At 40.5% G+C, this 26,359-nt stretch carries 29 protein-coding genes and 1 pseudogene; 21 read left to right on the plus strand and 9 right to left on the minus strand.

Annotation, left to right across the window (positions count from 1 at the left end):
- The first annotated feature begins 77 nt into the window (after nucleotides 1-77).
- From QW128_07220 to QW128_07280, 13 genes and pseudogenes are all read left to right on the plus strand, one after another.
- Entirely contained in the window at nucleotides 78-755 is a 678-nt protein-coding gene (locus QW128_07220; GenBank protein ID MEM3833361.1) for a class I SAM-dependent methyltransferase, read from the plus strand.
- Nucleotides 733-1,830: a glycosyltransferase family 1 protein gene (locus QW128_07225; protein ID MEM3833362.1), complete on the plus strand. Its 1,098-nt coding sequence runs from the start codon at nucleotides 733-735 to the stop codon at nucleotides 1,828-1,830. The genes QW128_07220 and QW128_07225 overlap by 23 nt, the downstream gene beginning before the upstream one ends.
- 259 nt (nucleotides 1,831-2,089) lie before the next feature.
- Complete coding sequence (locus QW128_07230) at nucleotides 2,090-2,677, plus strand: hypothetical protein (protein MEM3833363.1); 588 nt, start codon at nucleotides 2,090-2,092, stop codon at nucleotides 2,675-2,677.
- Nucleotides 2,678-3,063: 386 nt separating this feature from the next.
- Complete coding sequence (locus QW128_07235; protein MEM3833364.1) at nucleotides 3,064-4,077, plus strand: glycosyltransferase; 1,014 nt, start codon at nucleotides 3,064-3,066, stop codon at nucleotides 4,075-4,077.
- A 3-nt stretch (nucleotides 4,078-4,080) separates the two neighbouring features.
- Entirely contained in the window at nucleotides 4,081-4,725 is a 645-nt protein-coding gene (locus QW128_07240; GenBank protein MEM3833365.1) for a class I SAM-dependent methyltransferase, read from the plus strand.
- Between the two features lie 61 nt (nucleotides 4,726-4,786).
- Complete coding sequence (locus tag QW128_07245) at nucleotides 4,787-5,893, plus strand: glycosyltransferase family 1 protein (protein ID MEM3833366.1); 1,107 nt, start codon at nucleotides 4,787-4,789, stop codon at nucleotides 5,891-5,893.
- An 18-nt stretch (nucleotides 5,894-5,911) separates the two neighbouring features.
- The gene (locus QW128_07250; GenBank protein MEM3833367.1) at nucleotides 5,912-7,078 is read left to right on the plus strand and encodes a glycosyltransferase family 4 protein; all 1,167 of its coding nucleotides are present in this window, start codon (nucleotides 5,912-5,914) and stop codon (nucleotides 7,076-7,078) included.
- 71 nt (nucleotides 7,079-7,149) lie between these two features.
- Nucleotides 7,150-7,839, plus strand: a complete 690-nt coding sequence (locus QW128_07255; GenBank protein ID MEM3833368.1) for a class I SAM-dependent methyltransferase — start codon at nucleotides 7,150-7,152, stop codon at nucleotides 7,837-7,839.
- A gap of 70 nt (nucleotides 7,840-7,909) precedes the next feature.
- Nucleotides 7,910-11,230 (plus strand): carbohydrate binding domain-containing protein, encoded by a 3,321-nt coding sequence (locus QW128_07260; protein ID MEM3833369.1) that lies wholly within the window; start codon nucleotides 7,910-7,912, stop codon nucleotides 11,228-11,230.
- A 91-nt stretch (nucleotides 11,231-11,321) separates the two neighbouring features.
- The gene (locus QW128_07265) at nucleotides 11,322-11,927 is read left to right on the plus strand and encodes a class I SAM-dependent methyltransferase (GenBank protein MEM3833370.1); all 606 of its coding nucleotides are present in this window, start codon (nucleotides 11,322-11,324) and stop codon (nucleotides 11,925-11,927) included.
- 98 nt (nucleotides 11,928-12,025) lie between these two features.
- On the plus strand, nucleotides 12,026-13,057 hold the full coding sequence (locus QW128_07270; GenBank protein ID MEM3833371.1) for a glycosyltransferase family 2 protein: 1,032 nt from the start codon (nucleotides 12,026-12,028) through the stop codon (nucleotides 13,055-13,057).
- A gap of 181 nt (nucleotides 13,058-13,238) precedes the next feature.
- A complete protein-coding gene (locus QW128_07275; GenBank protein MEM3833372.1) occupies nucleotides 13,239-13,628 on the plus strand; it encodes a retropepsin-like aspartic protease in 390 nt (129 codons plus the stop codon).
- An 82-nt stretch (nucleotides 13,629-13,710) separates the two neighbouring features.
- Nucleotides 13,711-13,967: pseudogene (locus QW128_07280) on the plus strand (hypothetical protein).
- A gap of 283 nt (nucleotides 13,968-14,250) precedes the next feature.
- Here QW128_07280 and QW128_07285 read toward each other — a convergent pair.
- Both QW128_07285 and QW128_07290 read right to left on the minus strand, forming a co-directional pair.
- Entirely contained in the window at nucleotides 14,251-14,382 is a 132-nt protein-coding gene (locus QW128_07285) for a hypothetical protein (protein MEM3833373.1), read from the minus strand.
- Between the two features lie 78 nt (nucleotides 14,383-14,460).
- Nucleotides 14,461-14,628, minus strand: a complete 168-nt coding sequence (locus QW128_07290; protein ID MEM3833374.1) for a hypothetical protein — start codon at nucleotides 14,626-14,628, stop codon at nucleotides 14,461-14,463.
- A gap of 231 nt (nucleotides 14,629-14,859) precedes the next feature.
- Between QW128_07290 and QW128_07295 the strand changes: the two genes are divergently transcribed.
- The 4 genes from QW128_07295 to QW128_07310 all read left to right on the plus strand — a co-directional run bounded on the left by QW128_07295 (nucleotide 14,860) and on the right by QW128_07310 (nucleotide 17,652).
- Nucleotides 14,860-15,324, plus strand: coding sequence for a glycosyltransferase family 2 protein (locus tag QW128_07295; protein MEM3833375.1), 465 nt, complete (start codon nucleotides 14,860-14,862; stop codon nucleotides 15,322-15,324).
- A gap of 61 nt (nucleotides 15,325-15,385) precedes the next feature.
- Nucleotides 15,386-15,880: a glycosyltransferase family 2 protein gene (locus tag QW128_07300; protein ID MEM3833376.1), complete on the plus strand. Its 495-nt coding sequence runs from the start codon at nucleotides 15,386-15,388 to the stop codon at nucleotides 15,878-15,880.
- A gap of 376 nt (nucleotides 15,881-16,256) precedes the next feature.
- Complete coding sequence (locus QW128_07305) at nucleotides 16,257-17,246, plus strand: glucose-1-phosphate thymidylyltransferase (GenBank protein MEM3833377.1); 990 nt, start codon at nucleotides 16,257-16,259, stop codon at nucleotides 17,244-17,246.
- Between the two features lie 97 nt (nucleotides 17,247-17,343).
- Nucleotides 17,344-17,652, plus strand: coding sequence for a dTDP-4-dehydrorhamnose 3,5-epimerase family protein (locus QW128_07310; protein ID MEM3833378.1), 309 nt, complete (start codon nucleotides 17,344-17,346; stop codon nucleotides 17,650-17,652).
- A 203-nt stretch (nucleotides 17,653-17,855) separates the two neighbouring features.
- Here the strand turns inward: QW128_07310 and QW128_07315 are convergent, their stop codons facing one another.
- From QW128_07315 to QW128_07335, 5 genes are all read right to left on the minus strand, one after another.
- Entirely contained in the window at nucleotides 17,856-18,125 is a 270-nt protein-coding gene (locus tag QW128_07315) for an AbrB/MazE/SpoVT family DNA-binding domain-containing protein (protein MEM3833379.1), read from the minus strand.
- Between the two features lie 263 nt (nucleotides 18,126-18,388).
- A complete protein-coding gene (locus QW128_07320; protein MEM3833380.1) occupies nucleotides 18,389-18,610 on the minus strand; it encodes a hypothetical protein in 222 nt (73 codons plus the stop codon).
- Nucleotides 18,577-18,762 (minus strand): helix-turn-helix domain-containing protein, encoded by a 186-nt coding sequence (locus QW128_07325; protein MEM3833381.1) that lies wholly within the window; start codon nucleotides 18,760-18,762, stop codon nucleotides 18,577-18,579. Before QW128_07325 ends, QW128_07320 begins: the two co-directional genes overlap by 34 nt.
- A 409-nt stretch (nucleotides 18,763-19,171) precedes the next feature.
- On the minus strand, nucleotides 19,172-20,536 hold the full coding sequence (locus QW128_07330; protein ID MEM3833382.1) for a chloride channel protein: 1,365 nt from the start codon (nucleotides 20,534-20,536) through the stop codon (nucleotides 19,172-19,174).
- Nucleotides 20,499-20,657, minus strand: coding sequence for a hypothetical protein (locus QW128_07335; protein ID MEM3833383.1), 159 nt, complete (start codon nucleotides 20,655-20,657; stop codon nucleotides 20,499-20,501). Before QW128_07335 ends, QW128_07330 begins: the two co-directional genes overlap by 38 nt.
- Before the next feature lie 454 nt (nucleotides 20,658-21,111).
- Here QW128_07335 and QW128_07340 point away from each other — a divergent pair, with 454 nt between their 5' ends.
- The 4 genes from QW128_07340 to QW128_07355 all read left to right on the plus strand — a co-directional run bounded on the left by QW128_07340 (nucleotide 21,112) and on the right by QW128_07355 (nucleotide 24,158).
- On the plus strand, nucleotides 21,112-22,086 hold the full coding sequence (locus tag QW128_07340) for an ATP-binding protein (protein MEM3833384.1): 975 nt from the start codon (nucleotides 21,112-21,114) through the stop codon (nucleotides 22,084-22,086).
- Nucleotides 22,087-22,183: 97 nt separating this feature from the next.
- Nucleotides 22,184-22,369 carry a helix-turn-helix domain-containing protein gene (locus QW128_07345; GenBank protein MEM3833385.1) on the plus strand — a complete coding sequence of 62 codons (186 nt, stop codon included), beginning with the start codon at nucleotides 22,184-22,186 and terminating at the stop codon, nucleotides 22,367-22,369.
- Complete coding sequence (locus tag QW128_07350) at nucleotides 22,336-22,575, plus strand: hypothetical protein (GenBank protein ID MEM3833386.1); 240 nt, start codon at nucleotides 22,336-22,338, stop codon at nucleotides 22,573-22,575. Before QW128_07345 ends, QW128_07350 begins: the two co-directional genes overlap by 34 nt.
- A gap of 125 nt (nucleotides 22,576-22,700) precedes the next feature.
- Nucleotides 22,701-24,158: an oligosaccharide flippase family protein gene (locus QW128_07355; protein ID MEM3833387.1), complete on the plus strand. Its 1,458-nt coding sequence runs from the start codon at nucleotides 22,701-22,703 to the stop codon at nucleotides 24,156-24,158.
- A 44-nt stretch (nucleotides 24,159-24,202) separates the two neighbouring features.
- On the opposite strand, the gene QW128_07360 is transcribed toward QW128_07355, so the two are convergent.
- Both QW128_07360 and QW128_07365 read right to left on the minus strand, forming a co-directional pair.
- On the minus strand, nucleotides 24,203-25,255 hold the full coding sequence (locus tag QW128_07360) for a transposase (protein MEM3833388.1): 1,053 nt from the start codon (nucleotides 25,253-25,255) through the stop codon (nucleotides 24,203-24,205).
- A gap of 531 nt (nucleotides 25,256-25,786) precedes the next feature.
- Nucleotides 25,787-26,353, minus strand: coding sequence for an SLC13 family permease (locus tag QW128_07365; protein ID MEM3833389.1), 567 nt, complete (start codon nucleotides 26,351-26,353; stop codon nucleotides 25,787-25,789).
- Between the last annotated feature and the right edge of the window lie 6 nt (nucleotides 26,354-26,359).

The following is a 26,359-nucleotide window of genomic DNA, read 5'->3' on the forward strand; positions in this document are numbered from 1 at the left end:
CCATGTATAAGGTAGTTTCCTATAGTTGTCCTACGATGGCTATCAGGCTATTCATTTTAGCTCAAAAAGATTAGCCTATGTTAAGGCTCATTAAGAGATGGCTTTTTAGAATCATCTATAGGACTTATTTATGGGCATCTGAAGCCTCTAATGAGAGCTATTTGGGATCGCGCTCAGTTGAATATCCATTCATAATTGAAGAATTGAGGAAAAGCCTGATACCTGAAGGTTCAAAAATATTATTAGTTGGCTGTGCTGGCGATCCGTTATCAACGATTTTGCCTGCTCTTGGCTATGAGACTTACGGATTAGATGTAAAACATGTAGCAATTAGATATCCAAATTTTCACTTTGTTAAGGGGGACATTAGAAGGACCGACTTTCTTAACAATTATTTTGACGTAGTAATAGCAGTTTCGACAATAGAGCATGTTGGAGTATTAGAAGACGATTTTGAGGGGGATCATAAAGCTGTAAAGGAAATCGCAAGAATTCTAAAATCGGGAGGCTTATTGCTCGTGACTTGTCCAGTTGCATTCAAAGCTAAGGTAACTCCGTACGAAAGAATTTATAATCCTTATACCCTTAAAGCCCTCTTCAGCGAGTTTGCGATAAAATCGGAAAAGTTCTTCAAAAAAAGAAATGGATACTGGCTAGAATGCGCAATTTCGGAGCTTTCTAATGGCGAGGAAGCTGTTTGCTGTATAAGCGCATTAAAACCGAGGGGAACATATGCAAATCTTACTCATATGTGATTTACCTCCTAGTTCTGGTGTGGGACGTTACACATCGTCTATTTTTCTCGAAATGAGAAAAAACAGTGTACATGCGGATTTACTATGGTTATATAGCAAAACGATCACCACCTTATTCTCTCCATTAAGGAGACACGCACTTATGCCTATTCTTCACGAAATATTAAACGCCATATGGAAATATTGGCACACCCATTTAGCATCAATTAAGCTCAATAACTATACTACTTATCATTTGACAAATCCAAGCATAAGCATTTTATCTAAACGATTGAGACCTTCAATTATTACAGTTCACGATCTCATATCTTTCTTGCCTCAAGTAAGGGGATCGCCTACAGATACATTGCTAAGATTAGGCATGAGAGATATCAAGCATGCAAATCTTATAATTTGCGTATCTGAAAGCACTAAAAATGATTTGCTTCGCTTCATTAACATTGATCCTAGGAAGCTCAAGGTCGTCTACTATGGTGTTGATCACGACCTGTTTAAGCCTAGAGATAAACTTGAAGCTAAGAGAAGGCTTAGATTACCATTGGATAAACCAATAATTTTAAACGTTGGTAGCGAGGAGCCTAGGAAGAACGTTCCCACTTTACTTAAGGCGTTTAAGAAATTACTAAGCGATATTCCAAACGCCTTACTTGTAAGGGTTGGAGAGAGAACGGCAGGGGTAGAGAGATTAGTAAGAGCACTAGAGCTAAGCGATAAAGTGCTTTATCGAAGAGCATCGCCCAGCGAAGTGGCTTTCTACTACAATGCGGCAGACCTCTTAGTCCATACATCTTATTATGAAGGATTTGGAAACCCGCCTTTAGAAGCCATGTCCTCAGGCTGCCCCGTTATAGCTGGCAACAGGACTTCCATTCCTGAGGTTGTTGGTGATGCTGGCATACTGCTGGGTCCGTTCGACGTTGAAGGTTTCGCCTACTGGATGCGTGAAGTGCTTACGAACGAAGACTTAAGGTTTAAACTGAGCCAGAAAGGTTTAGAAAGGAGCATGAACTTCAGCTGGGAGAAGTGTGCTAGAGAAACGTTGGAGGTCTATAGGGAGGTCTTGAATGAAGTTTAGGATACTGACAAGCTCATTGAGAAAATTGCAAAGCGTTTTTGATATGATGGGACTACTTAAGATGTCGCACAAACGTTCCAGATACGTGGAAAAGACGCGTCGTAGGTATAGTATTCCGTCTCAGAGGCGTCTCGGACACGATATTATCAGGGGAGTGGGGCATCTCTGTCAGGTGTTAACGGCGTTTCCAATATGTTCCGTCGCGTGTCAGAGACACATTTAAAGTATACTTTGCGACGTATGTTTTAGGTGTTAAAATATGCTCATTTATCACGATAAGGAATTAGTTAAAAAGGTTTGGGAAGTTAAGAGGAAGCATCCTGATTGGGGCATTAGGAGGATAGGTGAAGTCTTAGGCGTAACTAAGGATAAGATGCACAGGATTCTGAAGCGCATCGAGAGGGGGGATATAGAGGTTACGGAGAAGGGAGAGGTAATAGATAGGTCTGAACCTAAGGGTATAATCGCAAAGCAGCGTGTATCTGCTCAGAGACCGTCAGTGCAGCAACTCCGAGAGCCTGAAGCCGTCGAAGCGTCAAGCAAGCCACAATCAGAAGCTCTAATAGACGTTACACAGTCCCCTCAACAAGACCCGCTGGAAGCTTTGCTGAAGGGCTCTTGGAAAGTAGAGTATGACTGGTGCGGGAGGCTTTTAGATCCTAACTGGAACGTTTATAACCTAATAGATTCTGACTACGATTACGTCACCTGCCTTAAGTGTGTAGTGCATCCACTGAGCATTCCTGGGATATTCTCCTATAACCATAAGGTTTTCATACGTTTGGCAGACGTATTCCGAGCATACCTTCAAGGCTCGAGAATTGTTAGAACAAAGACTCGAACATAAATACTCTTGAAGTGAGAAAGTCTTTAACTGTTAGAGATCTCATACATTAGATGAGCTTAAACCGCTATATTTTATGTTCTCAGCTGGACCAGTAAAGCTGAAGTATAAGTTTGTGGCAGAGAAGCATAGTCTACATGCTAAGATCATTATATGTCGGTAGAAGTAAGTGCATTTTAGATGTTGGATGCGCGATAGCTATTTAGCACAGAAGTTTTAAATGAACATTAAAGTAAGGAGTTTCAGGAATGTACACTAAGCATGACTATAAAAAAGCGTTTCTTCTAAATTCTTCCTTTTTGTAGTGGAAAAAAATGGAAATTATTTTCTTAAGACCATATATGTTAGGAGGAAGCGCAAAAAGGGTACTTTATTGTTGGTGTAAGGGTTTGCTTCAAGAAGGTTGTGAAGTCACCGTGCTTACACTCTTTGGAAATAAGTATTTAGAGCTTGATCTTCCAGAAGGTACTAGACTGATTTATGAGAAAGTCGCTGAAGGTACAAAAGTATTTCCAACATTTCGTGATTTAGTTATTGAAGATACATTGCGTGGCAATATTAGCAGTAAAATGGCCAGATTTGCGCATAAGTATAAGGAGCCAGACTTTTACATTCTCATGGATGACTATGCTCTTTCTATATCAAAGTGGAGTTTTAAGGCTCTGTTAGGCTATTACTGTCAAGGTCTACCTCAAACATTGGGATTTACGCTATTGCCCTCGTTTTTACAGGGATTTCCCAAGCTCCTTCAATTATCTTTGAGAACTTTCTCGGCACCGTTATTCCTAAAAGTGTTAGAAAACATTAGGAAGTTTGACTTCGTACTTGCGAACAGCAAGTATACTGCTGAAATCTTACATTATTTTACGGGAATTTACCCGAAAATAATTCACCAACCCATCGACACTGAGTTATTTAAACCTGAGAGGAGTAAGGGCATTGCCGAGAAATATCTACTTGCTTATGGTGATGGATCAGATAAGAAGATCTTGGAAGAAATCGCAACTAATTATCCAGTGAAAAATATGGGCAAGTCACATATCCGTCATGCCGAGAACGTAGGTTGGGTATCTTCAATCGAGGTTTTAAGACAATTATACTCTAATGCCTTCATGACAGTGTTCCCGCAACTGGAAGAACCTTTTGGTTTCATTCCTGTTGAAAGTATGGCTTGTGGCACTCCAGTACTCGCGTATAACTCTCAAGGCCCCTCTGAAACTATTCGTAATAAAGTGACGGGGTGGCTCGCTGATACACCAGATGAATTTAGAGAATTACTGAAAGATGTATGGGTAAATGGCTATCCCCAAAAGATGCGCTCCCTTTGCAGGGAACACGTAGTAAGCAAATTCTCAACAAGAGTTTCAGCTAAGGCTTTATTGGGTTATCTAAATCGCGTATGAGTCATGAACATTCCTATGTTTGAAGATAAAGGACACGAGGCTACAGGATTTCAATTCGACCTATCTCCTCATGGGGTTCATATGAAAATCTTAAAGTATATTGATAGAAACAAGAGGGTTCTAGAGGTAGGGTGTGCAAGTGGACACTTTTCCAAGAAGCTCAAGGAAAAAGGATGTTTTGTCGTTGGCATAGAGATAGACCCTGTTGCTGCTAAGTTAGCTAGAAAAATAGCAGATGATGTCATTATTGGGGATGTGGAAGAAATATCACTATTACCTTATCCAGAAGGATCATTTGACATCATAATATTTGCCGATGTGTTAGAGCATTTAAGAAGACCAGATAAAGTTATAAAAGAATTCAAAAGGTGGTTAAGCCCTCCTGGTTATGTTATCGCAAGTATTCCAAACGCGGTACGCATTGAGTTCAGGCTAAAATACTTAATGGGCAAATTTGAATATGGAAGAGGTTTGGGTCAACATCCAGTCACTCACCTCCGTTTTTTTACCTTAGAAACAAGTAGACGGCTATTCGAAGAAGCAGGTTACAAGATCATCAAAATTGAACCCACCGGTCTCGGCTCCAGATTGAAAATTCTCTACAACCTTTTTTCATGGAGTTTCATCATAATAGCTAAACCTGCTTGAACCGAAAAGGGGAAAATTACTTTAGCTTGAGAGCGTTTCACAAAGCTCGCGAGACGATCAAATGAAGTCTCTTCGCGTAGCACTCTTTAATCTCTATCCGAGGTCATCTGGTATAGGCAGATATAGTTTTTCCCTTTTTGAGGAACTTAAAAAGTACAACATCAGCATTTCCATGATTCACTTCGAAAAGTCTAGTGCGATGAAACTCATTGTAGGAATGAATTACCCAAAGCATGTAGAGGGCATTTATGATTTGTATCATATAGCTAATTCAGAACTTGGCATGTGGTCAAAAGTTAATCGACCTTGTGTATTTACCCTGCATGACATAATCACTTATGGAAGAGATATTAAACGCGAGCCTACGCTAACTCCACTATACCCTAAACCATTCTCATTACATCCCGAAGAGACATACTTTTGGAATAGGTGGATGAGGAAAAGTATTGAAGCCGCTATAGTTAATTCAGAGAAAATTATTTGCACATCACATTATGTTGAAAAGAAGCTAAAAGAGCTGATCAAAGTTCCTGAACATAAGCTACGCGTTATTTACTATGGATTAAATCATGATCTGTTCAGACCGAGGGATAAACTTAAGGCTAGAAATAGGTTAAACCTTCCAAGGAATAGACTCATCATTCTTCATGTGGGCGGTGATGGAGCCAACAAGAATATTCGAACCCTGCTAAAAGCTGTAAAAGTATTACAACGCTATACAGACAGATTTCTCCTTATAAGGATAGGTAAACATAGAAAGGATACTAGGAAATTAATGCAAAAGTTGGGTATAGCAAGATGCGTTTTACCAATTGAGTATGTTTCCAGCAGTGATATAGCTCTCTTCTATAACGCTGCAGACCTATATGTACACCCTTCCATTTATGAGGGCTTCGGTTTTCCTCCTCTAGAGGCAATAGCATCGGGTTGTCCTGTATTATCTTCCAACTCGGCAGCTCTCCCTGAGATCCTTGGAAATGCTGCTCTGTACTTTGAACCTTATTCGGTGGACGATTTAGTGGAACTAATAATACAAGTTCTTAATGATGCCACTTTGAGGGAAAGACTTATTAACATGGGCCTTTCTAGGGCAAAGATCTTTTCATGGAGGAGAGCGGCTGAAGAGACCATGAAAGTCTACGAATCAGTAGTTAGCACTTTGATATGACTAGAAGATTAGTGTGAAATGTTTATCGGTCATATCGTAGAAGAATTCTTTTACGGATATGGAGGTCTGCCATCTAAACAGATTAGCGATTTTTCCGAAGTGCTTATGAAAAAGGGCTTTAAGTTTGTAATATTCACAAACAAGTTCCACGCAAAGGAAGGCCACAATCCCCCATTTTTAGTTAAGGAGTTTAAGTGGAAGTTTCCTCTTTTACTTAATCCAAAGCTAATTAAGGAGATAAACTCGCTGGAATTAGACATTTTACACGTGCACATGGGAAGCCCCAAAGCTCTACCTTTCTTAAGACGTTTTGCCATAAAGTATAAACGACCCTTCATCTTGAGCATATACAAAAGACTACTATTTTCAGAACTTTTGCATGACGCCAAAGTAAGAGGGAATATTATATCTTTCATAGAAAATCCTCTCTATCCTAACTTTTTAACCAAATATTTCATCGGCATCCCCAATCTGGCTCAAGTAATTGTACCGAGTTATCGCATGAAAAGATACTTTCAACGGATTATTCCTAAAGTGATCGTAAAGAGAATACCCCCTGGCGTGAACCTAGAAGAATGGAGACCAGTTATTAACCCTGAATTTAAAGAAAGTCTTGGTCTAAGCAGTAGAATACTATTGTATCTTGGCCATGGAACAACGCCGCGAGTAAGAGGTTTAGATACGTTAGGCCAAGCTTTCATCTTACTTAAAGAGAGGTTTTCAGAACTTAAACTCCTATTTTTACTTTTTCCAGGGTTTTACGGGAAAGATCGATTGTTTGTTGAAAAATTAAGACTGAGGCTGGGTAAGTACATCAAATACATAGAAGGAATTGTTGCTCATCCCGAGAACTTTGTTAATATAAGTGATATTGTGGTTTTCCCATTTAAAAGTTCCGTAGGTATACCTGAATATCCTTTATCAATGCTTGAGGCAATGGCATCAGGAAAAGTTGTAATCACAACTAACGTCGGCGCTTTACCAGAGATTGTTAAGCATAATATAAATGGGTTGGTTGTAGAGCCAAACAATCCTAAGAATCTAGCTAATGAAATCGATAAGGTACTGCGAGATGAACTTTTTGCAAGAAAATTAGGAGAAGAAGCGAGAAGATTTGTTCAAAGGAATTTTGATCTGAATGAATTGAGTAAGCTAATGGCAAAAGTATATGAAAGCGTGCGCTAACTATGCGTGTATTCTTAGTAGCCATTTCGTGATAGTGGAAATAATTCAGCACGCATCGAATGAATTTGAACATGGATAAAGGCACACTTATCAAGTTATACAATTTACAAGCCAGCAATTACGATAAGTCTAGGTTTGGAATCATTACAGGTAACTATATTGATTTTCTTGAAAAGTGGTACATTATCGTGCATATTAGAGGCACTAAAGTTCTTGATGTAGGATGTGGAACTGGAAGGTTTATTCCCATACTCAATAAACTGGGTATCAATTATTATGGTATAGATCTCGCCGAAAATATGGTGAAAGTAGCAAAAAGGAGAGGGTCCCGCTTTTGTAATCTTTTAATTATGGATGGGGAGAAGATGGGATTCTTGCCGAATACTTTTGACAGCGTTTTTCTCGTTCGAACCTTTAAGTTTTTTTCAGAGCCTCTTAATTTTCTGGGGGAAGTCCATAGAATTTTAAAACCGAAAGGTAGGTTGATATGCATATACGAAAACAGAGATGCTTTTTGGAGGAAAAATAAGAAGTTTATTTCCGCTTCTGGTGGGAGGTACTATACGAAAAGAGAAATGGAGTTAATGTTTAGATCAAGCAACTTTAATGTCATTTTATCCAAGAAAGCTTTCCTCACGCCCTATGTCTTTCCAAAATTCATTCCGCCTCATTTGGTTTATTTGTTCTTGAAACTTAGTCAATCAATGCCGATAAGTAAACCGTTATATACTGACAACATCATTATTGGAGAAAAAGTTTGAATAGCAAAGTTTCAAGTGTAACTTCAACAATAGAGGATTTATAGGGAAGTCTTTAATGCACGACCAACTTTTGAAAAAGATAAATATTGAAAAGCTTCACCTGATTTTCTTGCTCTCTTCATTAACCATAATCTTCGGTTTAGCTTACAGGAACATTTTCTTTACTCGATCCATGCTCTCCATAGGTGATCTTATGCCTTTTTTCATTACTGATAAAGACCTTCTAATCTCGTTGCTTTCATCTTGGACTCCTTATGGCCTGGGAGGTTATTCCGCTGATGTTCCAGGTATATTCATTCTGCAAATAATTACAAGGTTACTGGCATTCAATAATATAGTAGTGGCTCAACAACTTTATTACCTTTCTCTCATGCCAATATCCTCAGTAACCATGTACTTGTTTCTTAACTATTTTATGAAGTCTAACGTTGGGAAGTTTGCCATCTCTATAGCATATGGTGTGAACTCAATAACCATTCCGCAATTTTTGGAAGGCGGAGCTCCCTTACTAGGAGTCCATGCTACTTTTCCTCTTCTCCTTCTGTTCCTCCTTAAGGCGTTAAATGAGAATTGCGGTAGGAAAAGAATACGCAATATACTTTTAGCATCAATATTCCTTGGATGGCTAAATCCCCAAGCAGTATTTTACTCGATGCCGTTCATATTCGCTCTATACTTAGCTGAAGTTATTTACAGAGGTAGCCGAAAGTATGCCACCAAATCTTTCTTATTGGTTACATGTTTGATTGCAATAAACTTCCTTCTTCTTCTACCAGCATATATTCTTCCAATCTCTCAAACCTTGCAATATCCAACTTTTACAACCAAAACTTTCGGTAGCTATGCTATTAAGGGGAATTTTACAAAATACGTTCAACAAATAATAGATTTCTTTTCAAGCCACCCATACTCAACAAACAACTTCATAAGGGCTACATATGCCCTAGGAATTTTAGCCTCTTTCACATTATTAATTAGGGACAGAAGAAGGGCAACATACTTCTTATGCTTTCTACTGGCTGGCATTTCAATAATGCTTTTCTGGAGACTTAATATGAGCCAATGGGCCGTAGGCTTCTACCGGGTCTTCCCATTTATGATCCTCTTTAAGGACTTAGTAAAAATACACTACATGTTAATATGGGATTTCCTAATACTGGTTGCCATAGCGGTAGATGAAGTACACAAGAGGATATCCTCCAGCGAATTGCTAAGCAAAAAGCGCCTAGGGAGTAGGGCATTACACGTCATTAGTCATGTAGCTAACTTATCAATTTTGAGCGTAATAATCCTATCACCATTCCTTACGCTCTTTACCTACGATGTAAATCCTCCCTTAAGAGATCCAAGCAATAATTTGGCCACCTTTCTTAATGGAGTGAGCTTCTCAGGTATGGAAGTACCTAAAGTTCTTCAGGATGCAAATCGATGGTTATCAGGCCATAGAGCAAGTGAAGATTTTTTCAGAACCCTTTGGCTACCTCAACATCCAAAATTTATCAGCGACCTCAGAGTTTATGATCCGCATACATTCTCCACAACCCCAGAGCTGACGAGGTTGGTGCTTGAGCCTCTGGTCTATAGATGGACAGAACAAATAGGGGCTAGTCTAGCTCAGTTCAACATCAAATATGTAATTGTTAATTTAGAGATGGAAGGATTGAAGGAATGGGGGGAAGGGGATCCAAAGCTTAGAGGATGGGGTTTTAATTATTACGTGGTTGGAAGTCCAAAGAAGATCGTCGAAATTCTTAACACGCAAAAGGATCTTAAGCTTATAGCCAACGAGACTAACTTCTTAGTTTATGAAAATTTAGAGTTTAGTCCACATGTATCCGTATACGATGAAGTCTTACTAGTTGCGCCACTTTCATATATTAATGCCACTAAAAGCCCTATTATATATAACTATACAGGCAACCTCATTTTAAATCCGAGTTTTGAGGAGGGGGTGAACAACTGGGGTTTACCGCTTGAGGAAAAGATAGTTATCGACAATTCCACCAGCATTTCAGGTAACTCTTCCTTAAGGATTGAGAGGGTTAAGAGGGGTTGGGTGGCCGTGAGCCAGGTCGTGAATGTAAAGGGAGGTACTTCATATTATGTATCTGGCTGGATGAAAATTCAAAACGTGAGAGGGGCACATCTTAAAGTAGTCTTCTATGATGATGGACTCAGAAGTTTAGGCGGGAATATAATACAAACCGGAATCGATGGAACGAGAGATTGGTGGCGTACCTCAGGAGTTTGTATCAGCCCTCAAAATGCTACGAAAGCCGTTATATATCTCATGGGTGGATGGAGCTATGACAACACTAACCCTGGCGTGACATGGTTTGATGACATTTCCTTCATGGAGGCCTATTATCCCTTGCTCAGCCCTATTCAAAACTGGTGGTACGTTGGCGACCCAACCACGCGTGGGCCAATGCTAGCGAATGGCCCAAGCCTATTCCTCTACGTCCCTGGATTTGATAAGAGCCGACAACTTCTAATATTTGGAGATCTTATGCCATCCGAGGGAGTATTTGAGGAGTATTTGAAAATTTCAAACCTCCTATTCTTGGGAGATCCCTTGATATCCAATAAAACTAGAAGTTGGGTTGCATCAGCACAATCCTACCTCCTTATCTATGAGGGAGAAGCTACACTCGTTCCGAGAAGTGGATATTGGAAGCACATGAGTGGAGAATCGTTAAGTTATGGATATGCGGCGTTAGTTCTTAGGGAGGGGGAGGCCACAAAGCGTTTCCCCATCCTGAAAAACGGATATTATACAATTTATGTACGGGCCAAGATAAATGGAGGGGCTACAATTAAGGTTGATGGCAAAATGTTAGCTGTTATGCAAGGTGGAGAAACGGAAAACTTCAGATGGCATGAAGTCTCTCCTTTCTACCTGGAAAGTGGCTATCACGATTTATCCATAAGCTTTACAGGAGAATCTATGGCTATAGACCAGATCTTAATATCCTCGGTTAATGGTAAAAACGTGGGTGTTGAAGGGATTCCTTCTTCCAAGCGACCTAACATCTACTCAGTTAAGGTTAGTGAAACCGAGTACCAAGTATCCGTAGACTCAGAGAAACCCGTCTTCATCACATTAGGCGAATCTTACCATCCAAGTTGGGAGGCATATACCAATAGCAAAAAACTTGAACATCTACCCACATACGCACTCGGATGGGCTAACGGCTTTTACCTTGATAAAGGCGGAAAGAATGAAATAAAAATAATTTTCACTGAACAGAAAATAAGGAATATAACAATACTTATATGGGTCATATCCTGGCTCTCCCTTCTAGCTACGATAGTTTGCACATCCAATAAAGTTCTAACAGTCTTGAAACATGCAAACATCATTAAAATGTCTGATCATGAAAAAATCTAAACGAATAATACGCGCATTCGGCTCTAAAATCCAAAAACTATCGTTCATGCATCCTATCTTTTTGCCTCACGTAAACGTGCTGTGGTGAGAATTGGACAAGTGTTCAAACACATTGTTAGATGTAGGTTGTGGAGAGGGAGGCGTAATTGTATCTCTCAAAAAAATTGAGAAGAACTCTACCTTTATGTCAAATTGTTATAAGATTGGCCTTGATCTCTTCAGACCCGCCTTGAACATTGCAAAGCATTGGGGGATATACGATAGTTATATTCTTGCCGATGCCCGACACCTTCCGCTCAAAAACGAATCCATAGACATTGTGTTAGCCTTTGACTTAATAGAACACCTAAATAAAAACGAAGGAGAAGATCTAATCAAATCGCTTGAGGAAATTGCATGTAAACAAGTGATAATATTTACACCTGTTGGCTTCTTACCTCAATATACATCCAAGGACAATCCTCACCAAATACATAAGTCAGGCTGGCTTCCCAAAGAGTTTAAAATAAGAGGTTACCGTGTTTACGGTATTCGAGGCTTTGCATTTATTACCCAAGTAGCCCATTTCACTTGGATGAAAAGCATTTTAGGCGTGATAGTCCTACTACTAGGCCTCCTTACACAACCTATCGTTTACCTAATTCCAAGATTAGCATTTCAAATGATATGTATCAAAAATCTTAGAGAACATAAGTAGGTTCTGGTTGCTGATGAAATATGAAAATTTCGTTAGCGCGCAAGACTTTAATGAAGAAAAAAGAGTTAGTATAAAAAAACGATTAAGATGCAACAAGAATGTTAACATCTGATAAGATAAGTGAGAGGTTTCCTCTAGTCTCTATAGTGATCATAAATCATAACGGAATAGAGCATATACAAAAATGCCTAGAATCTGTCTTTAGTACAAGTTACCCCAATTTTGAAGTCATCCTCATCGATAATGCATCCACTGATGGTAGTTTAGCTTTAGTGAAGAAGTTATTCGGCCAACATTCACTATTGAGCATCATTCACAATCAAAGGAATTTAGGCCTTGCTGAAGGACGCAATATTGGGGTAAGACATGCCAAAGGAAAGTACGTTGCCTTCTTAGATCACGATACCAAAGTTACTCCAGAGTGGCTAAGTGAACTGGTAAAGGTTATGGAATCGAATGTGGGCATAGGAGTAGCTCAATGCAAGTTCCTGCTTATGGATGACCCGACCTGCTTTGACTCCGCTGGCCACTACATAGATCTCTTCGGCATAGGCACTATCATCGGATACTTAGAGCGTGATAGAGGGCAGTACGACCACGTTTATGAGATTTTTGGGGCTCAAGGAGGGGCATTCGCCATCAAACGCAAATTATTTAACGAAATAGGCGGAACCGACTCGGACTTCTTTTACCTTTTCGAGGAAACCGACCTATGCTGGAGAGTCTGGCTAGCTGGATACACGGTAGTATTTGCACCAAGAGCCATCGTATATCATAAGGGAGGGGGAACCGCCCGAAAAATAGGTAACGAAAGGATAGTCTATCTCTTTGTGAGGAATCGGATCACATCTATCTTAAAGAACTATGAACTAATGAGCCTGCTGAAATATCTGCCGATCCACCTCATACTTATGCTTGGATTCTCCCTAGTCAAAATTAGAAAACGTCGCCTCAAAGAAGCTAAAGCTATCGTGAAGGCGATTACGTGGAATCTTTTCAATTTACGGAAAATATGGCAGAAACGGAGGAGAGTACAAAGGATGAGAAAAATTTCAGATAGATTCCTAATAAAGCGAGGGATCATCAGGAAGCCAAACATTTGTGAAATATGGAAACGTGCCCAAGGTTAAAAATATGGAGAAAGTATTAGCGCGCGTGGCATCCACCTTCCAGAGGATAAGCCGATCGGTTTCCTTGTACCTGAAGATTTGAGGGAGAGTGGACGCTTATACTAGCGCGCTAGAAAATGCTACCGAGCCATAAGGGAAGGGTTAAAATATCCTCCAAACATTGTATACGTTAGGAGATATCATGAAGCCCGAGCAAGCTAATGCGGATGTTAAGCTAAGGTACGGGGATAAGTCCATTGAGCTTAAGGCCATTGTAGATACTGGTGCCAGCAAAAGCGTTATCTCTAAAAAGCTTGCGGATGAGCTCGGCGCATTCATACCCATAAAGGAGCCTTACGAGCTCAGAACAGCAGACGAAAGTGGAAGATTAAAGATCATAGGAAGGTGTATGGTGGACGTTGTATTTCAAGGAGTTAAAGTGCCCGGCGGAGCCGTATTTGAAGTCGCTGAAAACCTTAGAAAAGACATGGAGCTCATCATAGGCATGTCGGAAATAGATTCATGGGGCATAATATTTACACCGGAAGGGCCGAAGCCTAGAAAGACACCCATAGAGTTCGGAATAATATAGCTATAGTGAATAAATGGACTGAGCTCTGAGAAAGCTGAAGCCGTACATAACCCTTTGTTGAAAGAATTTGAGGAAAGGCGTCTTGCAGCCCGAAACGATTAAAAAGGTGGTCATTCCAGCCGTCGGCTTAGACACTAGGCTGCTTTCCGCAACTAAGGAACAGCCCAAGGAAATGATGCCCATCTTCGCCAAAGATAAGTCCAACAACTTATGTGTAAAACCCTTCCTCCAACTCCTTTTGAGCAGCTTTATGGCTTGGGATTTAGGGAATTCTGCTTCATTGTCGGCCGTGGTAAAAGGGCCATTGAGGACCACTTCACCCCAGACTACAGGTTTATAGTCCCAGCTGTAACGCACTCGCCTTTATTTTTCCCTCCCTCTTCTAGGTATCGGGCTAATCAGCACTCTTTTGGATTGGATAGATAATGTCTTCATTTGGACCAAGCTCCCTTTCAGACTTAGGAATATACCAAACTGCAACTATTGTCTATGGCTTTCTGTTATTGCCTTTACAGGCTCTGTTGACTCCTCTTTATCCTCAAGTCTCAGAGCTTTACGGTAAATATAGAAAAGACTCTCTTAGTGACATATTCAAGATTACTTCTCGATATATTTTCCTCACCTACATTCCCTTAATATTCGCAGCCATATTGTTCTCAAAATATATCATAGCGTTCTTAACCGGGCCTGAATATTCAGGAGCGATCCTTCCGTTTATGATAATGTCCTTTGGCGCTTTCGCTACAGGGTTCACTTTAATCCTTAACTTAAACTTTATGATATTAGGAAAGACAAAGCAATTCCTTGGCTTGCAGGCCATATCTTTTATGGCTTATCTAATTACCCTTTCTTTTCTCGTTCCTTCGTTGAGTATAAGAGGTGCGGCCATAGCTAAGGCAATTATAGCATTCTTTACATTGCTGATAACTTTACTTGCCCTAAAAAGATGCATATCAACACGCTTTGATGCTGAGGGGTGTTTAATCCATAATATCTTCATTCATTGCATCGTTTGTTGTTTTACCATTTATGGCGCTTTCTTCTTCGACTGTACTATTCCCGCTTTACCCATTGCTTTTCGCCACAGTTTACTTCCTTGCTTTAGTAGCCTTGAAGACCATACACGAAGAGGATCTAGTACGCATAAAAGCGTTCCTTCCTATGAGAATGCAGTTTGTAGCTAGCTTCCTCAGTAAGTTTGTGACTTAACTAAAGCGCATGTAGAATTCTAATGGAACGAAAAACTGACAAAAAATTTCCACTTGTATCGGTAATTATCTTAAATTACAACGGGTTAAAGTATATTGATAAATGCTTAAAGTCTGTTCTTTGCACAGATTACCCTAACTTTGAGGTAATATTTGTCGATAATGCTTCTACAGATGAAAGTTGCGAATATCTAGAGCGGAGATATAGCTTTAATCCACGCACTAAGATTGTTAAAAATCCTGAGAATTATGGCTTTGCTAAGGGCAATGATGTGGGGGCTAACCATGCTAGTGGTAAGTATATCGTCTTCCTTAACGTGGATACCAAAGTTGATCCAGCGTGGCTTACTAAACTAGTGAGTACCTTAGAATTGGATACAAGTATTGGAGCTGCACAAGCTAAACTGCTTAGGATGGATGACCCCGGTAGGCTCGACACGTGCGGCCATAAGCTAACACCTTACGGCTTCACCTATGAAATAGATTAAATAAGGAGGCAAACCGCTACAATAAGCCCCTCACCACTCTGGCTGGTAAGGGGCTGCCCTCATTGTTAGGAGGGATGTGTTTGAAGAAGTCGGAGGGTTTGATGAGGATTACTTCCTTCTAAGGGAGGAAACGGACCTTTGCTGGAGAATGTGGCTTCAAGGCTATAAAGTAATATTCATCCCAAACTCAGTAGTTTATCATGCCATTGGAGGGGCATTTAAAGAAAGCAATATTCAATCACTTTACTTTTTCCAAAGGAACATGATAGTAACGCTGATCAAGAACCTTGAGTTCAAAAACTTGCTAAAGATTCTCCCCGTACATTTACTCCTCCTTTTCATCGATTCACTTTTCTCAAGCTTAAAAAATAAAAGTCCTGAAAGGTTACGCATCACGCTGAAATCTATTAACTATGCCATAAGAAATCTTAAGCAAATATGGAATAAGAGGCTTAACGTTCAAAGCAGGCGTAAAGTAAGCGATAAAAAGCTTTTCAAATATTTAATGGCTAAAATTACACTATTGGATAAGCTTCGTGAAAGGTTAAGAACATGATTAGATTACTTGCTTCAATGGATAGCCTTTACGTTATCCTCCACAGCCTTTTAGCTTTACTGCCCTCAAAATTGCTAGGGTGAGCTGGAAAGAGGATGTTACTCGTTAAATATTTAGCGGAACTGCTTTTAACTCGCCTTCAACCTGTTTATACAGCAGCCTGCAAAATTTACGCTCTCTTCCACCATGCCACCCTAAATCAAGGAAGCTTATACTAAAACTTACGGGTTCTAAAGCGCATTAGGTGATGCAGAAAGCGTTAACGTATGTTTTTATAAAAACGCGCAGATTTTGAAAAGCTTTATACTCAGAATGACGAAACTTTTACAATATCGGCATACTTCCAGCATGAGCAAAATAAAGGACATGCTGGGGTGTGGGTAAACTGAAGGGCATAATACTACATGGGGGGAGGGGCACAAGACTTAGGCCATTAACCCATACTGGACCAAAGCAGTTAATACCCGTCGCCAACAAGCCGATAAGCCAATATGTCTTGGAAAGCCTGCTTGAATGCGGGATAAGCGAGATAGCCATAGTGTTAGGGGATATTCACCCTGAAAAGGTGAAAGAATATTATGGTGATGGGAGCTCTTTCGGGGCAAAATTGAGCTACATCCATCAAGGTAAGCCTAAAGGCATAGCCCACGCCATATGGCTGTGCAAGGAATATGTAGGCGATGAGCCCTTTGTCGTCTACTTGGGAGACAACCCACTGAAAGGTGGCATAGTGAAATTCGCTGAAGACTTCGAAGGCTCGAACTACGATGCTATGATCCTACTATGCGAAGTGAAGAACCCCCAACGCTTCGGGGTAGCGAAATTCGATGAGAATGGGAAATTGATAGGCCTGATAGAGAAGCCAAAGCAGCCCCCGAGCAGGTATGTCCTAACGGGCATTTACTTTCTAAGGCCTATGATCTTCAACATGATTGGGAGATTAAAGCCGTCGTGGAGGGGTGAGCTTGAGATAACGGAGGCCATTCAACTTCTGATAGAGAATGGATACAACGTGGGCTATCGATTCGTTAATGGGTGGTGGAAGGATACTGGAACACCTGAGGACGTACTTGAGGCCAACAGGCTGGTCCTCGACGAGCTGAAACCGGAGGTGAAAGGGGAGGTTGAAGATGGCAGCTCCATACAGGGGAGGGTTTCCATAGGGAGGGGCAGCGTAATCAAAAAGGGGGCGTTAATCCGCGGCCCAGCCATCATAGGAGAAAAAACAACCATAAAGGCCAACGTATACATTGGTCCTTACACGAGTATAGGGAACAACACCGTCATAGAGAGGGGAGAGGTGGAGAACTCCATAATAATGGACAACTGCCTGATCGACGCAAACGAAAGGATAACCACAGCCTAATCGCATCCCACTCCAGAATCGTTTCAAACGATAAGAGGAGGCCGTTTGGAAGGAGGTTCATACTGGGCGAGATGTCGCAGGTCGAGCTGTGACCCTCATGCTTGAAGGAATCCAGATTAAAACACTTAAGCGAAGGTCTGATGAAAGGGGCTTCTTCCTAGAGCTCATGAGGAAGGACTGGAAAGAACTCCTCAGGGAGGACGAAATAGTCCAGGTAAACATGTCCATAAGCTATCCCGGTATCATTAGGGCCTGGCACAGACACCTAAGGGGACAAATCGACTACTTCGTGGTCCTTCAGGGAGCCATAAAAATATGCGTCTACGACGAAGAGTCGGGCGAGCTGGACGAAATCATATCCACGTGGAGCGATCCACAAGACTCAGCAGACATGAATTCGCACTAAAGCTGGCTAAGGTATTTTACCTAAACATCAACTTAATCAAGCCAGCTAGAATAAATGAAATATCGTGGAAAGCCCGAAGACCTAAGGACTCCTCAATGAACGTAGGTAAAGCTGAAGTCTTACTGAACGCGAAACCTCTAGAAATTGACCAAGCTTTAAGGATTATGAAGGAGGCGCGCACTGCTTTTAGCTGAATTTCCTTTTTAATGGAGTTCTGTCTCGTCGAGGTCTTCTGGCCATTTCGTTATCTTGAAGGCTCCAAAGTATTTCTCGGCTATAGGCTCAAGAGGTTCTATCACAATGCCTTTCTCGTCCGCCCTTATTTTAACGTAGCTTCCCTCCTTCACTCCAGCCTTTTCCCTCATGCTTTTAGGAATGATAATCCTGCCTTTTTCGTCCACTTTCACGGTTTCCATAATCTTCATCCCACCAAAAATATTTCTCACATATTTAAATTCTCCTTCCCACCACATGCAAAGTGGGAGACTTCTAGCAGTTTTATGAAAATATGTATTCTGAAAGGTTTTAGTCTAAATGTTGTTGGAACTAAATTTTTCAACAACACAAAAGCAAAGGACTTTTAGCTGAGCGCTTAATTTCTCTCTTTGTTTCAGTATGTGCCTGTGACTGGCCCTTGGTTTGATGGTCTTTCTGTTAGCATTTTACGTGTTCGGATTCTTTTGGAGCCTTCCAGAATTTACTCCGTTATCGGATTGGTTAAGGGCTGGATAACGCTCTACATTGCTGAATCAACGTAGTGTTTGGAGTATCTCCACTCTCGTAGCAATTCATCCCTAAGCTCTCTCCTATCCTCTCTATCGAATTCAAGGTGAGCCTTCTTAGAAATCTTAACGTGTGAGAAGATTGCGTCTAAAGCCTTCCGCTTAACTTTGAAGTATTCTTCGATTAAATCCTTCGGAGCTTCTACTGGGACCCTGTAGCTTTTAACTGCTTCCATAACCTCTCAACCTCGCTCCTCGGGTAGCGGAGCTTGCCAGTTGGGAGTTTAACAGCTCTAATAATACCCCTCTTCTGCCACTTCCAGAGCGTTTTAACTGAGATACCGAACTTCTTAGCGACATCCTTTGGTCTAAGCAGTTCTTCTTCCATCAAAGAGTTAATAGAGTTAAACAAATATTTAAACCTATCTATTCCAAAACTGTTGACCACGGCGGTTTGGAAGAAGATAGGACTAATCCCGATGAGGGAGCACGAGTTCACGTTGGCGGACGGTACGATGGTGAAGAGGAAAGTTTCGGAGTGTTATATATTCTTACCACAAGGAGAAGGACATACACCCGTCGTACTAGGTGAGGCTGACGATCATGCCCTACTAGGTGTTGTAACGTTGGAGATCCTAGGTTTGGTCTTCAACCCCTTCAAACGTACTCTGCAACCGATGAGAATGCTACTCGTCTAGATCGTTAACCTTACGTTCACCAAATTTGTGCGTTTTCATCTCGATGGATGTTCCTAAGCAGAATATCAGATCAACTCATTTAATATCTTCTTTTCTGTTCTAGGATTCAGAGAAATCTTTCCTATGGGCTGGCGATTCTATTCTTGTTCTCACTTGTTTCTCGTATATACTCCATCTCCATGTAAGAGCATAAGCTATGGCTGTAGAAATCATTAAAGGTGCTAACAAGCTATAACTCCCTGTCATTTCTGTTACCATTATCATAGATGCAAGAGGTACGTTTGCTATACCTCCAAAGAAAGCAGCCATTCCGACAAGAGCAAAGGCTGATGGTTGAGTTATTATTGTAGGGAAAAATAAATGAAATATACCTCCGAAAAATCCACCAAACATAGCTCCTATTACTAGAGAAGGTGCAAATAATCCTCCACTACCTCCTGAGCCAACCGTGAAGGAAGTGGAAAATATTTTTAAAATAGCTATGAGGAGAAGAACAAAGAGAGGTAATTGTTCATATATTGTTAACTGTACTACTCCATATCCCATACCAAGTACTCCATCCAATACCTTCTCTTTTGGTAAAAAGTAACCAATGAGAAATGCGATACAACCAACTATTGCACCACCTATTGCTGGTTTTATGTGTCTTGGTATCCTCAAATACCTGAAAAGGTTCCTTGTTCCATAGAATATCCTTACATAGAAAATACCAAAGATAGCAGATGCAATACCCAATAGGGCATAAAAAATCAGTTCATAAGGATTGAAATTGTATTCATGAGTTTCAAATATAGGTCTCCAGCCTATGTTAGGAAAAGAGCTAAATACTGCATAGGAAACTACTGAGGATATAGTTGCTGGAATCATTGCTTCTATCTCAAAATCCCTCCTATACAGGACTTCCATAGCAAATATAGCTCCTCCAAGTGGTGCTTTAAATATAGCCCCTAATCCTGCTGCAGCTCCACAAATCATCATCTCCCTTCTCTCCCTCTCACCTAGCTTTATGTGAGAAGCAAGAAAAGAAGCAATCCCACCACCTATCTGCATGATAGGTCCCTCTCTCCCCGCACTCCCTCCTGATCCAATGGTTATAGCAGATGCAATAGCCTTTATAATTGGTACTCTTCCCTTTATCTCTCCTCCCTTATTGTGAAAGGCATCTATTACTGCATCTGTTCCATCCCCCTCTACCTCTGGATCTAAGGAATAAACAATAAATCCTACAATAAGTCCTCCAATAGCTGGAATAAGCACAAGGACCCATAAGCGAAAAGGAGTTGAAGGGAAAGAGAAGAGGGGATGTTCTCCAGCTGGTGATACGGGATGGAATCCTGCAAAATAACCAAGGAAGAAAGCCTTTGTTAATTGTAACAAGGAATAAAAAATGAAAGTTCCGATTCCAACTACTATACCTATTATTATGCTATAAATTGACCATCTCTCTATATATTGGACTCTCATCTCCTCTATCTCTCTTTTTAACCTCATTTTTCCTGCCCTCTGTTTTGTTTTTCATCATCTCCTTTATATTTTTCACGGTTAGTCGTGGAGATGAATCGCCGTTAAGTTTATATTCCTCCAATTCCACCATCTCCTTGAGCGGGTCGCTCGGATGTGGATGGGACGTCCGAAAGCTGGAATAATGCTCCCATCCAAGACGGGTAGGGATGGTTCCAGCGAGCGGGCCATGGGCTATACGTCCATGGCAGGGGCTGGTTTGACACAGCCCTTAACTCGGTAGAATGAGTGGAGGCCCCACGACAAACCGAGAATCTCCCGGCTTTAGCTGTGGAGAGTGTCAATGTTAGAATTCGGATATGAAAAATGATAGAGATGTGATAGCATGTCTAAACCTATTGAAAAGAAATCCAGGATGTAAGAATTTCCCGTTAATCCCGAATGCCATCCATGAAGCTTTGACAGAGGTGGAACGGATAGTTAAAGTTAGCTATCCGACAATGGTTTAAAGTGATTATAAGTTCTATGCTGAAAGAAAGATTTATTAGTTACTTAGGTAATTAGTTACCTGGGTAATCATGCTCTTCAGTTTAAGACCTAAAGAATCGCTCAAAGAACTGTACAATAGAAGTGAAGAGTATCGAGAGCTTTTACGCTTGACAAACTCAGGGCTTTGGGTTGTAGTATTAGGTAAAAGGATGACTGGGAAAACAAGTTTAATAAAGACGTTCGCAAACGAAAATAAAGGTATATACGTTAACCTTCTTGGAGCAAAGGGTGTTGAAGATATTGCAAAAAATCTTCTTGTAGAATCGGGGCTAAAATTTGATGAACTAACAATTAACTTAAAATTCTTACAAATAAAATGGAGTAAAATTTTAGATGAGGCATTTCAACGTGTAAAGGATAAAATAATAGTCTTCGATGAAGTTCAGGAAGTATCTTCACCATACTTCCTTAAAATCTTAAAGAGTGTTTGGGACAAATACAGTAAAATAAGAATAGTTTTTTCAGGTTCCTATATTAGAATCCTAAGAAGACTACTTGAGCCAAGCCCAACCTCACCCCTGTATGGAAGGAAGCCTGCTATAATCACGCTAAAACCATTCAATCACGAAGTATCAAAAAACTTTCTTATATCAGGTTTCCGAGAATATCCTCAAGTACATTTTAAAGAAGAGGAGATAGTTGATGCAGTTGAAAGATTAAACGGATATGTTGGATGGCTAACGTACTATGGAAACTTCAGATGTGAGAGGAGACTTTCGCATGAGGAAGCCTTAAAAGAGACAGTAAGTGAAGGTTCGAAGATCATACAAAGTGAATTAAACCATTTCCTCAAAAACAGGAGAAGAGAGCTATACATAAAAGTGCTAAGAATCGTTAGAACGGGAGCAAGGTGGAGTGAAATAAAAAGAGAACTCGACATAAACAGTAAAGTTCTAAACGGCATCCTAAAAAATCTAACATCAGCAATGATAGTAGAAGGAAATGAAGGATACTATTGGATAGAAGACCCGATAACAAGAGAGGCAATAAAAAAACTAAGATAATCTTTAAAATTGAATAAACCTGATTACGTAGAATGCCGTGGTCAACAGTTTTGGAATAGATAGGTTTAAATATTTGTTTAACTCTATTAACTCTTTGATGGAAGAAGAACTACTTAGACCAAAGGATGTTGCAAAGATATTCAACATCTCAGTTAAGACTCTTTGGAAGTGGCAGAAGAAAGGCATTATTAGGACTGTTAAACTCCCAACTGGCAAGCTGAGATATCCCAAGAGCGAGGTTGAGAGGTTATGGAGGCAGTTAAGAGCTACAGGGTCCCAGTAGATGTTCCAAAAGATTTAATCGAAGAATACTTCAAAGTTAAGCGGAAGGCTTTAGACGCAATCTTCTCACACGTTAAAATTTCTAAGAAGGCCCACCTTAACTTGAAAGCTGAGGATAGGAGAGAGCTTAGGGATGAACTGCTACGAGAGTGGAGATACTCAAAGCATTACGTTGACTCAGCAATAAAATGGCAAGCTGATGTCTGAAGGAAAAGGTCTGATGTTTTCATCAAGATCAGTTAAAGAGAAATGTTATTCTGTTTTTGGTTCTTATTTTATGTTGGAAAATAATTATTTATACGATTAGCTTTATTCATAAGGGGAGTAAGAAAATGTCGAAGGAAGCTAAGAAGCTGTTTTCAGGAACGTTGTATTTAACTGTTATGCAGGTTTCTTTCTATATAGTGGCATTTGTGTTCTATGTTGTAGTTGCGAGGGTCTTGGATCCTAAGGAGGTTGGACGTTTTTCTTTGCTCCTCATGGTTTTGACGGTTTTCAATACGATTTCTTTGCTTGGGTTGAATAATGCAGTTATAAAGTATGTTTCGGAGAATTTAGGTAAGGGTGATGAGGAGTATGCTTTAGCTTCGGCGAGGGAGGCGTTTAAGGTTTTGTTATTTGTATCTATAGTAGCGTTAGCTGTTGGATTTTCGTTTTCGCCTGTTATAGGATCTTACATAGGGGTGGGGGTGATTGAGGTTTTGATCATCTTGACTACAGCTTTCATATTGAACATTACTAGCTATTATGGTGCTTTAATGTATGGTTATAGTATGTTTAAGGAGGTTAGTGTACAAAATATACTCTATACAACCGTTGGAAGGTTTTCGGGGATTCTCTTCACTCTTTTTTGTTTAAGTGTACTTGGGTTAATTTTGGGATTGCTGGTGGGTTCTATTGTGACGTTGTTTTACTCAATATTAATCTTAAAGGGTAAGGTGAGGAGGACGAATAAGCGATTTCCGGCGGTGAAGTTACTTGCTTTTAGTATGCCAGTCTATGGTGCGAATATAATTGGGTTGTCTCAAAATTGGCTTGATATAGCTGTGCTTTCTGGTATAGCTGGTTTAAGTGTGACTGGAGTTTATTTTATAGCTGTATCAAGTGTTGGTGTTCTGTCCATACTTTGGACGCCGTTATCTTCTGCTCTTTTTCCTACGTTTTCATGGATAAATGGTACGGGGAATAAAGAGGGAATAAGTGTGATGCATATAAGGATAATTAGGTTAGCTACTGCTGTAATTTTGCCGTTAAGTGTATCGTTAGCTGCTGTATCGCGGACGGCAATAAGCGTGGTTTATGGCGAAAAATACTTGGATGCGAGCGTACCTTTTATGATACTTTCGGTGTTGGTAATTTTAAGTGCATATTCAGGGATATATTCTGCAGAATTGCAGGCGGCGGGCAGGACAAAACCAATATTTATTGCGGGGTTAATTTCAGCGATGGTATACTTAATGCTGTTGCTAAGTTTAACGATGTGGCTAAAACAAATAGGTGCTGCGATAGCAAGGGCATTGATGGTAATAACGGCGTTTGTGATTTTGTATAATAGCATAAAAATGAAGATGCCTGATAATATTATGAAGAGTATAATTATGTCAATTGTGATGGCATTTATTTTATCGTTGGTTGAAAGTTTTTTAAATGTAAGTCTATATGCTAAAGCATTGATAGAAGCTCTAATTTTTGTAATAGCGTTGCCAGTCTTTTATAAAATTGTAAAACCGTTAAACAAGGAGGATATTAGTCTACTGAAAGCAATAATACCAAAGCTGGATAATCGCTAAATATTAAATAGTACATGCTTCTTTTCATTTAGTGCATAAGTGAACTACCCCACCCTTACGGATGGGGCTTCCAGCTTAGGCTGGTTATGGGCTGGTTCACTTGCAGCCCCGTGGATGGGCATATAGCTCATCCACCTCTCAAATTTTTTAGCGATGTTGATGGCTCCGTTTAGGTCTGCGTTGTATTCTCCGCAGTGAGCGCAGACAAACAAGCCCTGAGTTTTGCGCTTTCCTTCACACCCGCAGATATGGCACGTTATTGAAGTGTAGGCTTCGCTTGTGGTTATTACTGGTATGCCTACGAGCATAGCTTTATACTCTATCATTTTCGTTAAGCGATAATATGGCATGTTGCTGACTATTCTGTTTAAGCGTTTGCCTTTGCCCTTGACTCGCTTTCTTATTCCCTTTAGGTCTCCCAAAACTATGTAAGAGTTGGTTGCAAGGGCGAGGCTGACTATCCTTTTGCTGACTCGGTGAAGGATGGTGTTAACCACCCTTCTCTCCTTGCTTCCAACTCTCTTCACGACTTTGGTTAGACCTCTCTCTTGAAGCCTTCTGCGGAGCCATGCGTAATGCCTTCTAACTCCTCTAATCTCCCTACCGTAGAATTGGGCTTTCATCACGTTTTCATTCTGCCAAAGCACCGCAGTGGCAGCGAAACGCTCGCCCAAATCCACAGCAAGGATGGAGGAACATTCTCGCATGGGCGGGGCTGGAAACTCGAAGGTGAGCATGGCAATGTAGCGGTCTTTTCGCTTTACGATTTTGCTTTCGCATAGTTTAGCGTTTTCTGGAAACTTCCTGTGAGGTTTAACTGGAACCTTTATTCCTCCCCTTACGCCATAGACTGGAATCTTCAAAAACCAAAATGCCTTAGCCCTTCTAAGGTTAATTAAGTCGTTTCTCAAGCTAAGCGGATACTCTTTATGCTTAACTCTTTGATAGTATCTAAGAGCTTGTTGCTTATTCGCCGAATACAACGGAACAGTCTTGTCCCCCCTAAGAAACTTCTGAAGGTTAAAATATTCCCTATCCAACAAGTCTTTTTTCCTTCGAGTCAGTCCAACAACGCCCGCTTGGATAGTCAGCTTCATATCAAACTTTAATTACTCAAAGCTGTTTAAAAGTCTATCGCAATTCATCCCCACGCTTACGCATGGGGTCTTCTTGCGAGATTAGATAAAGGGTTGGTGAGCAGTTTTTGAATAGATAGATTTTTATAGGCGTTTTGAGTTGATTTTTTATGCCGATATGGGTCCTGCTTCCAATGCGAATAGGACGACAGGCAGGCGGGGGAACTTCCAATGTGCCGTCCTTCACCGTTGGCGGCGAAGGCCCTCGAAAGCGTTTGCCGATAGAGGGAAGGGACGAAAATCTATGAATCCCACAACGGTATGAGATACTGCAGGTTATAGTAAAGAAGGAGCATCTAGAGATAGCAAAGAGAGCGGCCAAGGTAGCTTCATCTAAGATCCCCATACCATCCAAGATAGAGATTGAGGAAATAGAAAAGAATTGAGCTCCTGTTTTCTTCTGCTCAAGAAGCTAGAAGACTGGTCTAGAGTGCTTATGTTTTCTCTTCTGGTTTATGATTAGAATTGTCACTTTCTGGTAAAAGCATGAAGCTAGAACAAGGTTATGAAAAGCAAATATACTACGAGGTTAACCGCTGTAACCAATGCTCCTACTCTAAGGAACGTTGTGAATTTTATAGTTGTGTTGAACTTGCTTTCAACAACTTCAAGTATTATTATGTTAGATGCTGCTCCAAAGAGAGTTAAATTTCCAGCAATAGTTGAGGACATTGCCAGGGATATCCAAGCCTTAACATCCTCTCCAGTAAATCCAAGAGTGTTCATATAATTTATGAAGAGCTTGACAAAAGGCACGTTGCTTAATAGCTGGCTAAGTATTATTGATGTAGTGGAAATTTCAATGAGCTCGAATAGACTGTTTGGCTTGCTTTTCATGAAAAGGGATATCATGTCGCTTGAAACTCCGCTGTTCCATATCCCCTGCATTGCTATGAACATTGTTATGAAGAACATTATTGTCCCCCAGTCAATTTCCTTGATTACTTTTCTGGGCTCCTCCACAAAGAAGTACATGGCTGAAGCTACGAGAAAAGGTATGAATCCTATTTCCTCGATATGAGGGCCTCCGCTCAACCTAAGTATGTCGTTGGCAAGCATGAGAGA

The sequence above is a fragment of the Thermoprotei archaeon genome, assembly GCA_038881895.1.
Lineage (GTDB): Archaea > Thermoproteota > Thermoprotei > Gearchaeales > WAQG01 > JAVZOV01.

Excerpts from the sequence above, each read along its gene's own strand:
- QW128_07220 (MEM3833361.1), top strand. The coding sequence starts at position 78 with ATGTTAAGGCTCATTAAGAGATGGCTTTTTAGAATCATCTATAGGACT.
- QW128_07225 (MEM3833362.1), top strand. The coding sequence starts at position 733 with ATGCAAATCTTACTCATATGTGATTTACCTCCTAGTTCTGGTGTGGGA.
- QW128_07230 (MEM3833363.1), top strand. The coding sequence starts at position 2,090 with ATGCTCATTTATCACGATAAGGAATTAGTTAAAAAGGTTTGGGAAGTT.
- QW128_07240 (MEM3833365.1), top strand. The coding sequence starts at position 4,081 with ATGAACATTCCTATGTTTGAAGATAAAGGACACGAGGCTACAGGATTT.
- QW128_07245 (MEM3833366.1), top strand. The coding sequence starts at position 4,787 with ATGAAGTCTCTTCGCGTAGCACTCTTTAATCTCTATCCGAGGTCATCT.
- QW128_07250 (MEM3833367.1), top strand. The coding sequence starts at position 5,912 with ATGTTTATCGGTCATATCGTAGAAGAATTCTTTTACGGATATGGAGGT.
- QW128_07255 (MEM3833368.1), top strand. The coding sequence starts at position 7,150 with ATGGATAAAGGCACACTTATCAAGTTATACAATTTACAAGCCAGCAAT.
- QW128_07270 (MEM3833371.1), top strand. The coding sequence starts at position 12,026 with ATGTTAACATCTGATAAGATAAGTGAGAGGTTTCCTCTAGTCTCTATA.
- QW128_07275 (MEM3833372.1), top strand. The coding sequence starts at position 13,239 with ATGAAGCCCGAGCAAGCTAATGCGGATGTTAAGCTAAGGTACGGGGAT.
- QW128_07290 (MEM3833374.1), bottom strand. The coding sequence starts at position 14,628 with ATGAAGATATTATGGATTAAACACCCCTCAGCATCAAAGCGTGTTGAT.
- QW128_07295 (MEM3833375.1), top strand. The coding sequence starts at position 14,860 with ATGGAACGAAAAACTGACAAAAAATTTCCACTTGTATCGGTAATTATC.
- QW128_07310 (MEM3833378.1), top strand. The coding sequence starts at position 17,344 with ATGCTTGAAGGAATCCAGATTAAAACACTTAAGCGAAGGTCTGATGAA.
- QW128_07315 (MEM3833379.1), bottom strand. The coding sequence starts at position 18,125 with ATGTGGTGGGAAGGAGAATTTAAATATGTGAGAAATATTTTTGGTGGG.
- QW128_07320 (MEM3833380.1), bottom strand. The coding sequence starts at position 18,610 with ATGGAAGCAGTTAAAAGCTACAGGGTCCCAGTAGAAGCTCCGAAGGAT.
- QW128_07325 (MEM3833381.1), bottom strand. The coding sequence starts at position 18,762 with ATGGAAGAAGAACTGCTTAGACCAAAGGATGTCGCTAAGAAGTTCGGT.
- QW128_07330 (MEM3833382.1), bottom strand. The coding sequence starts at position 20,536 with ATGAGAGTCCAATATATAGAGAGATGGTCAATTTATAGCATAATAATA.
- QW128_07340 (MEM3833384.1), top strand. The coding sequence starts at position 21,112 with ATGCTCTTCAGTTTAAGACCTAAAGAATCGCTCAAAGAACTGTACAAT.
- QW128_07345 (MEM3833385.1), top strand. The coding sequence starts at position 22,184 with ATGGAAGAAGAACTACTTAGACCAAAGGATGTTGCAAAGATATTCAAC.
- QW128_07350 (MEM3833386.1), top strand. The coding sequence starts at position 22,336 with ATGGAGGCAGTTAAGAGCTACAGGGTCCCAGTAGATGTTCCAAAAGAT.
- QW128_07355 (MEM3833387.1), top strand. The coding sequence starts at position 22,701 with ATGTCGAAGGAAGCTAAGAAGCTGTTTTCAGGAACGTTGTATTTAACT.
- QW128_07360 (MEM3833388.1), bottom strand. The coding sequence starts at position 25,255 with ATGAAGCTGACTATCCAAGCGGGCGTTGTTGGACTGACTCGAAGGAAA.
- QW128_07365 (MEM3833389.1), bottom strand. The coding sequence starts at position 26,353 with ATGCTTGCCAACGACATACTTAGGTTGAGCGGAGGCCCTCATATCGAG.